The organism is Enterococcus camelliae (assembly GCF_042685105.1).
Classification (GTDB): Bacteria; Bacillota; Bacilli; order Lactobacillales; family Enterococcaceae; genus Enterococcus_G; species Enterococcus_G camelliae.
Map to the genome: position 1 here is coordinate 1 of NZ_JBHUMO010000001.1, position 13,279 is coordinate 13,279.

The 13,279-nt window shown below is 34.9% G+C and carries 11 protein-coding genes; all 11 read left to right on the top strand.

Features of this window, described 5'->3' with window-relative positions; all coding sequences use genetic code 11:
* Positions 1-106 precede the first annotated feature (106 nt).
* Positions 107-727 carry a hypothetical protein gene (locus ACFSR0_RS00005; protein ID WP_379978633.1) on the top strand — a complete coding sequence of 207 codons (621 nt, stop codon included), beginning with the start codon at positions 107-109 and terminating at the stop codon, positions 725-727.
* Positions 724-1,578, top strand: coding sequence for a hypothetical protein (locus ACFSR0_RS00010; protein WP_379978635.1), 855 nt, complete (start codon positions 724-726; stop codon positions 1,576-1,578). Before ACFSR0_RS00005 ends, ACFSR0_RS00010 begins: the two co-directional genes overlap by 4 nt.
* On the top strand, positions 1,568-2,329 hold the full coding sequence (locus ACFSR0_RS00015) for a hypothetical protein (RefSeq protein ID WP_379978637.1): 762 nt from the start codon (positions 1,568-1,570) through the stop codon (positions 2,327-2,329). The genes ACFSR0_RS00010 and ACFSR0_RS00015 overlap by 11 nt, the downstream gene beginning before the upstream one ends.
* A complete protein-coding gene (locus tag ACFSR0_RS00020; protein ID WP_379978639.1) occupies positions 2,313-2,714 on the top strand; it encodes a (deoxy)nucleoside triphosphate pyrophosphohydrolase in 402 nt (133 codons plus the stop codon). Before ACFSR0_RS00015 ends, ACFSR0_RS00020 begins: the two co-directional genes overlap by 17 nt.
* A gap of 1 nt (position 2,715) precedes the next feature.
* The gene (locus ACFSR0_RS00025) at positions 2,716-5,589 is read left to right on the top strand and encodes a DEAD/DEAH box helicase (protein WP_379978641.1); all 2,874 of its coding nucleotides are present in this window, start codon (positions 2,716-2,718) and stop codon (positions 5,587-5,589) included.
* A gap of 146 nt (positions 5,590-5,735) precedes the next feature.
* Positions 5,736-6,656, top strand: coding sequence for an aldo/keto reductase (locus ACFSR0_RS00030; protein WP_379978643.1), 921 nt, complete (start codon positions 5,736-5,738; stop codon positions 6,654-6,656).
* Between the two features lie 24 nt (positions 6,657-6,680).
* Positions 6,681-7,412: a MurR/RpiR family transcriptional regulator gene (locus tag ACFSR0_RS00035; RefSeq protein WP_379978645.1), complete on the top strand. Its 732-nt coding sequence runs from the start codon at positions 6,681-6,683 to the stop codon at positions 7,410-7,412.
* Between the two features lie 142 nt (positions 7,413-7,554).
* Entirely contained in the window at positions 7,555-8,994 is a 1,440-nt protein-coding gene (locus tag ACFSR0_RS00040) for a 6-phospho-beta-glucosidase (RefSeq protein ID WP_379978647.1), read from the top strand.
* On the top strand, positions 8,991-11,117 hold the full coding sequence (locus tag ACFSR0_RS00045; protein ID WP_379978649.1) for a glycoside hydrolase family 3 N-terminal domain-containing protein: 2,127 nt from the start codon (positions 8,991-8,993) through the stop codon (positions 11,115-11,117). The genes ACFSR0_RS00040 and ACFSR0_RS00045 overlap by 4 nt, the downstream gene beginning before the upstream one ends.
* 172 nt (positions 11,118-11,289) lie before the next feature.
* Positions 11,290-12,294 carry a LacI family DNA-binding transcriptional regulator gene (locus tag ACFSR0_RS00050; protein ID WP_379978651.1) on the top strand — a complete coding sequence of 335 codons (1,005 nt, stop codon included), beginning with the start codon at positions 11,290-11,292 and terminating at the stop codon, positions 12,292-12,294.
* A gap of 41 nt (positions 12,295-12,335) precedes the next feature.
* A complete protein-coding gene (locus ACFSR0_RS00055; RefSeq protein WP_379978653.1) occupies positions 12,336-13,277 on the top strand; it encodes an ABC transporter permease in 942 nt (313 codons plus the stop codon).
* The last annotated feature ends 2 nt before the right edge of the window (positions 13,278-13,279 follow it).

Below are 13,279 nucleotides of genomic sequence, written 5' to 3' on the forward strand. Positions count from 1 at the left end.
CAGACAAGGGTTAAATCGTTGGTAACACTGGATTATTGAGTAATTCGCTGTCTATAAAGGTTTTTTGATTTTTTTATGCATTTGATATTGCAATTAAGCAAAAAATTTGGTTGCAATTATAGAAAAAGAGATGAATGATTTATATCCGACAGATGGAAAGATCGATACGGCAGATTTAATTTATGAGCAAAATAAGGCATTTACTAGCACTTTATCAGATAACTATTCTGAAAAAGTGGAACTGATAAATGGAAAATCAATTCGTAAGAAAAAAATTCAAGAGCGAAGAAATTCCCCCGAAAATAGTGGGGAAAACAGTAAAAACACTGGAAGTAAGCAACGAAAGCCAAAGAAGTTAAAAGTAAAAAATGATGATGTGAATCAGAATGATTCATATATCATACCTGCAGAATCCGTTCATAGAATGGACTTTCCTGATTTTGAAAGAATTGAAATCGATCTAAATGGGATTGAACAAAAAATTGAACAAGTTAATTTGAGTTACCGTGTGGTTGATGGGGATGGAAGAGAATACGACCATGAATTTGATTTGGTGGATTACTACAGTTCCATTAAGGATGGAGTGACCGAAAAAAATTATAATTACGATAGTTTTACAATTTATTCTGTTGACATTGTGGATAATATTCTTAGTTTACAATTTAATAAAAGAACTGTTGGGATGAATCCTTTGAAATTTGTTTATAGATTGGAGGTAGTAAAATGATCTACACAAAAGATGCAGTCTTTCCCTATCCAATCCTATCTAATACTTCAACAAGTTACACTGAGAATGATTTTAAGCTTGATGTGTTCATTATCGATGAAACAAAAACGACCTACACATTCCGGTTAAGTTATTTTTTAAGTTCTTATTTTCTCCAAAATCAAGTGACATTAGGTAATGCCAGATATTATTTAATTATTCAGTCCAATGACAATTTAGTAGTTCCTTTAAATGGTGATCAAAGAGAGATAACGATTCAAAAAAGCCGCTTGAGTTTAACAAGTAGAACGAAAATACAACTTCAAATTTTATCTGAAAGACCTATAAATTTTGCTCATGCAGAAGAATTAAATTCATTTTATAAAAAAATACGAGCACAAATTGAGTTAAGAAAAAATACCCTTTTAGGTTATTCGAACGTTGTTGAGTTTATTGGAGATGACCCAAAAGCACTTGATTTATTTGAACAAGGAATTAATGAGGACCTACCCACAGATTTTACAATCAAACTAAATGATGAATGTATTAACTTACAATTTAGAACAAAAGAACTAGCGCTTGATTCTTTAGCTATAAATAAAAATGTAAAGAACATGTATCTTTATATAGGATTAGAACGCGCTCTTCGAGAATTTGTAAATGCTTATCAAAATTCAAATGAACTAGTAGAACTTGATAACATGGCTACTATAGAAAAGCCATTACACGAAAAATTAAAGTCTCTAATGCTTAATAAATATTTGCATGAAATTAGTTATGATCAGGTAGATGATGTCATCCAAAAGATAGCACCAGATTTGATAGAAAAGTATACAGAGTCTATAAAGGAGTTATCAAAAAATGGAGATTAAACTATTAGCTGAACGTTTTGATTTAAATAGAATTTACGAAGATTTTGTAAAAGATGAAATTGATAAGAATGCCGACTATTTTTCAGAAGAGTCAGTATCTGTTGATGAATTACCTGACTTTCCAATCTATTTGGCTCTTGGAAATGATCGTTTTGAAAAATTTAAAGAAGCCGTTACGATATTAAGAAAATTTTACATTCAACTTGATCGAGACATTCATTTGAACAGTCGTTTTTGGTATTCCGTATTTTGTTTGTACAAACGTTCCTACATTGTTCAGAACTATCCAGAAGTACTAGATAGTCAAAAAAATTTTGAGAACATTGTATTAAAAAAGTTTGATTGGGAAAATTACGTATACAAATGTATTCTCGTTGCTGAGTACGGTCAAGATAAAGACTTTATGGAGCAAGAGTGGGAACACTATTTAAATAGTGTGTACCACAATTTTGATATGTTTAATTATTTGATAAAATACTCAATATTTAGAAATGGCCCGTTTATTGTAAATTTTTTATCCATAATTGAGGACGAAGGATTGTCGAAGATTATGAAGAAAAAAATCAAAAATCGCCCCGATTTAGGTACTGATGAACGATATGGACGTCGTGTAGTGTTTGAATTGAATAAGAATTACCCAGTAATTATGGCTCCTCTTCTAAACGTGCAAGAATTAAAGGCGGAAATTGAGCGAGCACTAACAAAATATGGGGCGATGGAGGCGTTGCAAGAAGATGAAAAAGGAAATTAATGTCGTAGGTGCTGTTTTGGTGAAAGATAATAAAATCCTATGTTGTCAAAGGGGACCTGGTAGAAACCTGGCTCATTTATGGGAATTTCCCGGCGGCAAGATAGAGACCGGTGAAACGAAAATAGAAGCCCTTGCTAGAGAATTAAAAGAAGAATTAAAAATTTCTGTTTCCATCGAAAATACTGAGTTTGCGTTTTGCCATTTTGAATATGATTTTGGTGTTGTCAATCTCACAACTTTTGTTTGTTACCTTATTCATGGAGAGCCAGAATTGACGGAACACATTGCAATTAAATGGTTGGCATCAAAAGAGATAAAAGAGCTAAATTGGGCACCCGCTGATTTACCAACTGTTAATAAAATAGTACATGAAGGAATTGGATAGTATGGATTTTTTAACTAATGCATTACAAAAAGCTTTTGTTGATAAGTCAGTGATCAGTGAAAAACTAAATCCGAAATTTATTATAAATGATCCTGAAAAAAATACTTACTTTTTAACACTTCTTCAAAATGATTTGACTAAATGCTCTTCTTTTTTTATTTCTGTTGCATTTATAACTCAAGCAGGTTTAGATGCTATAAAAACACAAATGGCTGATTTGGCAAGCAGGGGTATTTCTGGAAGAATATTAACTTCCACATATTTAGGATTTAATAATCCAGATGTTTTTCAATCGCTAATGCAAATTCCTAACGTAGAAGTTCGAATTTCCAAGAAACAAGGATTTCATTCCAAGGGATATTTATTTGATATGAAAGACTATCAAACCTTTATCATAGGAAGTTCAAATTTAACAATGAATGCATTAAAAATAAATTATGAGTGGAATATAAAACTAAATTCATATGATAATGGTGAATTATTATCAACTATTCAAAATCATTTGATTGAAGAATGGGAGCAAGCAGAGAAACTAACAGAAACTTGGTTAGCGGGATTTAGAAGGTCTTTTCATCCTGAAATGAATATCCGTTATACGGCAAAATTACTCGTTGCTGACGAGAAAGATGAATCTGATTATATTCTCCCAAATAAAATGCAAAAACTAGCATTAGACAATTTGCGTTTACTAAGAGAAGAAAAGAAAGCGACAAAAGGATTGGTTATTTCTGCTACAGGTACTGGTAAAACCTATCTAGCAGCTTTTGATGTAGCACAATTAAAGCCGCATAGAGTGCTTTTTGTCGTTCATAGAGAACAAATATTGAAGAAATCTATGGAATCGTTTAAAAAAATTATTGGGGGAAATGACTCAGATTTTGGCATGTTATCAGGTACTGAAAAAAAGATTAGTGCTAAATATCTATTTGCTACAATTCAAACTATTTCCAAAGAAAACTATTATAAGCTGTTTGAAAAAAATGCTTTTGATTATATATTGATTGATGAAGTTCATAAGGCAGGTGCAGCTTCGTATAAAAAAATAATCGATTATTTTCATCCTCAATTTTTATTAGGTATGACTGCAACTCCAGAAAGAACAGATGGATTTAATATTTTTGAGTTATTTGACTACAATATTGCCTATGAAATTAGACTACAAGAAGCTTTAGAAGAAGATTTTTTATGCCCATTTCATTATTTTGCTGTAACAGACTATGAAAAAGATGGCAGTGTTATTCATGAAAATTCAACTATTTCACAGCTGACCAATGAGCAAAGAGTTCAGTTTTTGATAAATAAACTTAATTACTATGGTTGCTCTGGAAATACACCAAAAGGTTTGGTTTTTTGCAGCCGAAAAGAGGAAGCAAAACAGCTAGCTATACAGTTTAATATTCATGGAATTGCAAGCTCTTATTTATCAGGCGAGGATTCCATTATCGTTAGGGAAAATGAAATTAGACGTCTAGAAAATGGTGAAATAAGCTATATATTCACTGTTGATGTTTTTAATGAGGGAATTGATATTCCTAAAGTAAATCAAATTGTTATGTTAAGAAGTACAGAATCGAGTATCGTGTTTATCCAACAACTAGGACGCGGTCTTAGAAAAGATAGTTCGAAAGAATTTGTCACGGTTATTGATTTTATTGGTAATTATAAAAATAATTATATGATTCCGATTGCGTTATCTGGAGACAATTCTAGAAATAAAAACAATGTCCGAAGAGATACAATCGACTCGACTTATATAAAAGGATTGTCTCTGGTGAATTTTGAAAGAGTAGCTAAAGAACGTATTTTTCGGTCGATTGACCAAGCAAAATTAGATTCGTTTGGAGAAATAAAAAATGAATATTTTCGTTTGAAAAATCGGTTGAATGCTACCCCTTTTTTAGAAGATTTTCAGCGTATGGGGAGTGTCGAACCATCCGTTATCATTCGTAGAGAGAAGACCTATTACCATTTTTTAAAAAAGTTACGTGAAAATGATTCGCTTTTATCTTCGGCTGAAGAGAATGCTTTAAAATTTTTATCTAATGAATTCATTAGTGGAGTAAGACCGCATGAACTGGTCATTATGTTGGAGATTATTTCTAAAAGAAAATCAGCTATGGCTTTTGAAGAAATAACTGAATTACTAGATAGAAATAATTTAAAATACAATGAGCGTATACTTGAAACAATTTATAAAGTTTTGGATTCATCTTTTTATGTATCTACGGTTAGAGCGAACTATGATAATATTCAGTTGTTTATAATTAACGGAACAAGATTAGAGATGACACATAGTTTTAGAGATATGATGAAACATGAATATTTCTTCAAATTGGTAGTAGACACTTTAAGGGTTGGATTAAACAATGCATGGGAATTTGATAGTACAAAAGCTTTAACGCTCTATAAACGTTATCGTAGAAAAGATGCATTACGTGCTTTAAATATGGTATTTAACCAGAATGAGCAGAGCATCGGAGGATACACATACAGTAATAATCACTTTGTAATATTTGTAACGCTAGACAAAGGAGAAGATTTTAAAGCTGCTCAGATGGTATATGAAGATGAATTTTTAGATCCAACAAGATTTAAATGGTTTACAAAGTCACCTCGTACTATTGATTCTCCAGAGGTTAAGTTACTAAAATCAAGTGAGGATTGGAATATTCATCTATTTGTTAAGCGTCGGTATAGTAAAAAAGATACTGAAATTGATTTTTATTATCTTGGTGAAATGACTCCGGATATTAAAACAATTAGACAAATACAGAAAATGACAACACAAGGGATAAAGAGAAATGTAGTTGAAATGGAATTCAATTTGAAGGACACTGTTGAACCAAATATGTATGAATTTTTAACAGGGGAGTAAAATGTTCAATTTTTTCATATAAAACTAGTTTTTCATCTTATGTCGAAAAGAACAAAGATTGTATTCTTGTAGTGATTCAATGCTATACTTTTTCATATAACCAAACACATGGATCTCTCGTGTGTACATTCCAAGGAGGTTTTTACATGTTAAAACGGTCAATTGGCCAAACGAGCTGGCAGGCGTCAGCAGTGGCTTTAGGAATTATGCGGATGGCTAATTTAGAAGTGACAAAGGCAGAAAAAGCAGTGCAAACAGCCATGGAGGCAGGTATTAACTTTATCGATTCGGCAGACATGTATGGTAATGGTCAATCAGAAGTAGTCTTTGGTGAAGTATTGAAGCGAGGATCAGTGAAAAGAGAGGAACTTTTCATTCAATCCAAGGGGGGCATTGTTCCTGGTCAACGGTTTGACTTTTCTAAGAAACATCTTTTGGCTTCCGTCGATGGAATTTTGCAACGAATGGGCATTGAGTATTTAGACAGTTATTTACTCCATCGTCCAGATCCATTGATGGAACCGGATGAAATAGCAGAAACATTTGATATATTACAGACTTCTGGTAAGGTACGGCACTTTGGTGTGTCAAATTTTCATCCGGAACAATACAAGTTGGTACAGGAGGCCGTCCATCAAAAATTGGTCATCAATCAGTTGCAGTTTAGCATTATGCACACTGGGATGGTTGATGCGGGATTGCATGTTAACATGCTCGATTCACGGTCGATTGACCATGATGGTGGCATTTTAGAATTTTCTCGCCGCAAAGGAGTGACGATTCAAGCGTGGTCACCATTTCAATATGGTTTTTTTGAAGGGGTTTTTATTGATAATGAACAATTTTCTGAATTAAACACGTGCATGCAAACTCTTGCAGAGAAATACAATGTGACCAAAAATGCAATTGCGACTGCATGGATTTTACGGCATCCAGCACAAATGCAAGTGATTTTAGGAACAATGAATCCTAAACGAATAGCTGATAGTGTTGTCGGAAGTGAGATTGTGTTAACAAAACAAGAATGGTACGACATTTATTTTGCAGCCGGAAATGATTTGCCTTAAAAAGTAGTATAAGGAGGGGTGGTTGTGTCATTTTTTGGAAACATAGATTTTAATCAACTATCTGATACTGATCGATCAATCTATCACTTTATGTCGAGTTCGAGTGACCGGATTCCATATATGAGAGTGAGAGATATCGCAAATGAATCGCATACTTCTGCTTCGTCAGTCATGCGCTTTATTCGAAAACTGGGTTATCAGAGTTTTACGGAATTTCGTACGCAATTTAAGGTCCCTACTAGTCAAAAATCATCATTGTTTGGCACCTTTAATTTGCTAAAAGAAGAAAATTTTCCGCGTGATTTAGATACAAAATTAACGACAGTTTCTGAAAAACTTATGTCTGCTGAGAATGTCATTTTCTTTGGAATAGGCGCATCTGGAACCATTTGTAAATATGCTGCAAGACGGTTTGCAACATTGGGATTGAACACCTATGCACTTGTCGATCCAACCTATCCAATTTTTGCAAAATTGGAAAACACGAGTGAAAATGTCATTATTGTTTTATCTGTAACAGGAAGAACAACCGAAATGGTGGAGATGGTTAATGGCTTTTGTAACAAAGATGATTTTTTTGTTGTTTCAATTACGGGTGACCAATCATCAACTTTAGCTCAAATGTCTGATATTGTTTTAGATTATAAAACAGTTGTCCACCGAATTCATCAGTATGAAGATTTGACGAGTCAATTGCCAAGTGTTTTTTTGGTAGAAGCACTCTCTGAAAATTATCGTTTGTCGATAGAAAAATGAAACCAGTATGGTACATGTTGTACCATACTGGTTTTTTTTTCGGATTGATGGAACAACGACCATAATGAGCGTTACACATTGAAGTAAGCCCTCTCATTGCCTATAGTGAAGAAAATGAGTATTAATTGAGAGGATGTAAAGTATGAAGATAAAATTTCCAGATTCATTTTTATGGGGTGGGGCAGTTGCTGCTCACCAAGTAGAGGGTGCGTGGGATGTCGATGGTAAGGGTGTGAGTATTGCTGATGTGATGACCGCTGGAGGAAATGGGATTGCTCGTAAGATTACCCAAGGTGTTCTTCCTAATGAATACTACCCAAATCATGAAGCTATTGACTTTTACCATCACTATCAAGAGGATATCCAATTATTTAAAGAGCTTGGTTTGAAAGCTTTTCGAACATCGATTGCCTGGTCAAGAATCTTTCCGAATGGTGATGAAGAACAACCTAATGAAGCCGGACTTGCTTATTATGATCGATTATTTGATACCCTGCTAGCGAACGGCATTGAACCTGTCATCACCTTGTCACATTTTGAAATTCCCTATCATTTATATGAAGTATATGGTGGATTTACCAATAAAAAATTAATTGACTTTTTTGTTCATTATGCTGAGACTGTCATGAAACGATACAAGCACAAGGTGAAATATTGGATGACGTTTAACGAAATTAATAATCAGGCAGATGGACAACATGATCTACATACATGGACAAATTCCGCAGTTTTGCTAGAGGAAACCGACAATAAGGAGGAAAAAATTTTTCAAGCCGGACTAAATGAATTGATAGCAAGTGCAAAGGTTGTCGCACTTGGAAAGAAAATTAATCCAGATTTTCAAATTGGTTGCATGATGGCATATGTCCCTGTGTATCCGTATAGTTGTCATCCAGATGACATGATGGCCTCTGTAAAAGTCATGGATCGTCGTTTTTTTTACAGTGATGTTCATGTACGCGGTGAGATACCAGCTTATGCATTAAATGATTGGAAGAAGAAAGGATACCAGATACAGTACTCGCAGGAAGAATTGGATGCTTTAAAAGCAGGAACAGTTGATTATATAGGATTTAGTTATTACATGTCAGGAGCTGTGACTACCTTATCAGAACCAAAAGGGGAAAAAATTTCTGACTATCCAAATGCCAAAATAGTCAATAATCCTTATGTGAAGGCAAGTGACTGGGGCTGGCAAATTGATCCTGTAGGGCTAAGATATACACTTAATATCGTTTATGAACGATATCAATTACCGTTATTTATCGTTGAAAACGGCTTTGGGGCATATGATAAATTGGAAAATCAACAAATTCATGATCCATATCGTATTGCTTACTTAGAAGAACATATCAAGCAGATGGCACTTGCTATTTCGGAAGATGGTGTTGATTTAATGGGGTATACTCCATGGGGAATCATTGATATAGTAAGTTTTGGAAGTGGAGAAATGGAAAAACGCTATGGCTTTATTTATGTTGATAAAGATAATCAAGGAAATGGAAGTTTAAAACGATTAAAAAAAGATTCATTCGCTTGGTATCAAGGGATCATTGCAAAAAATGAGGTATCTGTTGAATGAATGAAAAAAACTTGTTGAATCTTATGAACTCCCTCTCTATTGAAGAAAAAATTGGACAGTTGATTCAAATTACACCAGATTTTTTTGATAGTGAGGGAGAAGTGACAGGACCAGCTCAAGCTTGGAACTTAGACAAGCGAGCATTGTATCAAGTTGGATCAGTGCTAGGTACCCATACTCGAGAACAGGTCGAAATGATTCAAAAAAAATATTTGCAACGTAGTAAACATAAAATACCGCTACTTTTTATGGCAGACGTCATCCATGGATATGAGCATATTTTCCCCATTCCTTTAGCATTAGCAGCTTCGTTTGATGAGAAAGTTGTAGAAAGAATGGCTCACTATTCGGCAAAAGAGGCAGCCGATGCTGGCATTCACGTGACATTTTCCCCTATGGCTGATCATGTAACCGATGCAAGATGGGGCAGAGTGCTGGAAAGTAGTGGAGAGGACCCCAGATTGGCAGCACGCTTGACCGCAGCCTATGTTCGTGGCTATCAAGGGGAAAGTCTGGATGATCCCAACAAGATTGCCTCTTGTGTGAAACATTTTGTTGGATATGGTGCTGCTAAAGGCGGTCGTGATTACAATGAGGCCAACTTATCGGATGTTGAGTTGTATCAAAATTATCTGCCTGCTTTTCAACAAGCAATCGAAGCGGGAGCAAAATTTGTCATGACGGCTTTTCAAAGCGTATCTGGGGTACCTATGACCGCAAATCGCCCACTTATTCAACATGTATTACGAGAGTTATTGAAATTTGAAGGGGTTGTCATTTCAGATTGGGGGGCTGTCCAAGAACTCTGTGCCCATCGTGTAGCTGAGAATAGTAGCGAGGCAGCTAAACTTGCATTCCAAGCTGGAATAGAAATTGAAATGATGTCCAATTGTTATCATGAACACTTAGAACATTTAGTAAGTGAAAATGGTTGGGAAGAGTTATTGGACCAAGCAGTTTGGCGTATTTTAATGGTAAAAAATGAATTGAATTTATTTGAAAATCCATATCGTTCAATGAATAGTCGTGTACATTCGAATGAATATAGAAAAGTGAATAATGAAATAGCAATTCGGACACCTGTTTTATTAAAAAACGAACATCAAGTATTACCGCTCAAGAAAAATGAAAAAATTGTTTTGTTAGGATCAAAGGCCGATTCGCAAGATGTTTTAGGAGCTTGGTCATGGATTGGAAAACAAGAGATGGCTATTTCTTTAAAACAAGGATTGGTCGATGGTGGCAATGATACATTGACATTCATTAAAGGAACACCATCTGAACGATTGCAAGATGCAGAAGTTGTGAGAGCGATTCAGGAAGCGGACAAAATAATCGTAGCGATAGGGGAAACGAGTGAAGAAACTGGGGAAGCTGCTAGCAAGGTTCATTTAAGAGTGCCTTTCGAAGATCAATTATGGTTGGATGAACTTCACAAAATGGGGAAAGTAACGATTGCGGTAATTTTTGCTGGCCGACCATTAGTTTTAACAGATATTGAACCAAAAGTTGATGGGTTAGTTATGGCTTGGTTTCCAGGCAGTGAGGCAGGACACATATTAGCACAATTATTAACAGGAGACTTTGATTTTTCAGGGAGACTACCGATGTCCTTTCCACAGAATGAAGGACAGCTTCCTTTGACATATCAACAAATGGAGACAGGTCGACCACTTACTCAAACAAATTATCAAGAAAAATATCTTTCGAAATATTTGGATTGTTCAAATGATCCTCTCTATGAATTTGGTTTTGGATTGCAATATGCCACAGTAAGTTGGAAGGATATTCAACTATCGACCAATCAGCTATCAGATGAATGCTCGACTAGATTAACAATGACGGTGAGTAATGATGCAACTATTCCAACACACTCAATTGTTCAACTCTATATGCGGGATGAAGTTACCACAGTGGTAAGACCGATGATTGAATTATTAGATGTGAAGGTTGTAAAATTAGAACCCCAGCAAAAAGTTGATATTACCTTTACTATTGATAAAAAAGATTTGAAATATGTTCATGCTGATTTGACCAAACAAATTGAACTTGGCAGAGTGACCTTTTTCATTGGTGAAAGTAGTAAGCGTATCGTATGGAGTGCCCCGTGCTTTGTTGGATAGAATTCAAGGACATGTAAAGAAAATTCAGTCAATTTGGTACAACTTGTACCAACCTGACTGTCTCTTTCAAATTGACGGAACGACAACCAATTTGATCAGGACTCATTGAATTTGAAAACGTTTTTATTTATACTTACATAGTAAAAACGTTTTCAGTGAAGAGGTGTTCATGATGGGACAGAAAATAACTATTCGGGATGTAGCTCGTGAAGCCCAAGTTTCAATCGCAACTGTCTCGAAGGCATTAAATGGTGTGGATGTTGTACGCCCAGAAACAAAAAAAAGAATTGTAGAAGCGGCGAAAAATTTACATTATGTACCAAACTTGAGAGGGAAACAATTAAAAGCCCAGCGAACGAAAATGTTGGGATTTTATACGCATACGATTGTTGGTCCATTTTTTAGCGTTTTAGTTCAAGCTATTTCTCAAGAAGCGGAGCGTTTTGGTTATGGAGTGAGCATCATTATATCCGCAGATAAAAATGTATTGCGAAATCATATGTTTGGACACACGGTGGATGGTTTGATTGGATTTGAAGATATGATTGATGTTTCAGATTTAGCAGCGATTAAAAGAGAAGGACTAAAAGCTGTTTTTATTGATCGTTTAATTTGTGATGAGGGGATTAGTAGTATTACTTTTGATTCATTTCAAGCAGGAAAACAACTAACCGATTATTTGTTATCACTGAATCATAATAAAATTGCTTTCTTTAAGGGTCCGCAAGGTGTCTATGATAGTGAAGAGCGTTTTCGTGGCTACCTAGCATCACTTAAAGAGCATGGAATACCACTTGAATCCAATTACATAGTGGATGGTGATTTTAATGAACAGACTAGCTATAAACGGGTTATTGATCTTTTAGAAAAGCTATCTAAAAAAGACTATCCAACAGCCATAATTGGTGGGAATGACTTAAGTGCGTTAGGAATCATTCAGGGGATATTCGCCAAAGGGTATCAAGTACCAGCTGATTTTAGCGTTGTCGGATTCGACAATATTGATGCATTGCGTTATTTTAAGCCTTCGCTTACGACAATCGATAATCCTATTGAAGAACAGGGGAAGCAAGCCGTTAAAGTTCTTGTGGATTTAATTAATGAACAAGGGAGTGGAGCAAGTTATCAGCTACCTACTCGGCTTATTGAGAGGGAAAGTACAAGAATGATTGAATAGACCAAAAAATAAAAACGTTTTTATTGAGAGGGGCAAGTTAAATGGAAGGGAAAAAAAGAGTAGCAACGAATCGGGTAAAACGATTCGGTCACGATTTTCAGAGACAATGGCAATTACAAGGTATGGCACTTTCTGGTGTGATTTACATGATTATTTTTAATTTTATTCCGATATATGGATTAGTCATTGCTTTTAAGAATTACACAGTTATTGATACAATTCAGAACGCACAATGGGTTGGTTTGGATAACTTCAAGGTAATTATGAATGATAAATATTTTTGGCAATCAGTAGTTAATACGTTAGGTATTAGTTTTTTGAAATTATTGTTTGGTTTTGTTTTACCAATTATTATAGCGGTTATGATTTATGAGCTTCGCGATAGCGTCTTTAAGCGCGTGGTTCAAACGATTTCTTATCTTCCCCATTTTCTATCATGGATTATCTTAGGTGGGATGTTAATTACTTGGTTTTCTTCGAATGGGATGTTCAATCAGTTACTTAGTCTGATTGGTATTCAATCACAAAGTAATCATATGCTAGATGCAGGTAAATATTGGTGGATTGCTTCAATCTCTGATGTTTGGAAAGAAGCTGGGTGGGGAACCATTCTTTATCTTGCAACAATGGCCAAAATCGATCCAACGTATTACGAGGCTGCGAAAATGGATGGTGCGAGCCGTCTACGTCAGATTTGGAGTATTACAATTCCAATGATTCGAAATATTATTTCCTTAAACTTAATTCTTACTATAAGTGGCCTACTTAATTCCAATTTGGATCAAACACTTGTCTTAATGAATTCTCAAAATCAACCCAGATCTGAAGTTATCAATTCTTACGTGTATCGTATTGGGTTAATGCAAGGCGATTTTTCTTATGCAACTGCAGTAGGATTAGGCATTTCAGTAATATCTCTTATTTTATTGGTAGTTACTAATTTTGTTACCAAAAAATTAAATGATAATCAATCTGTACTATAGAG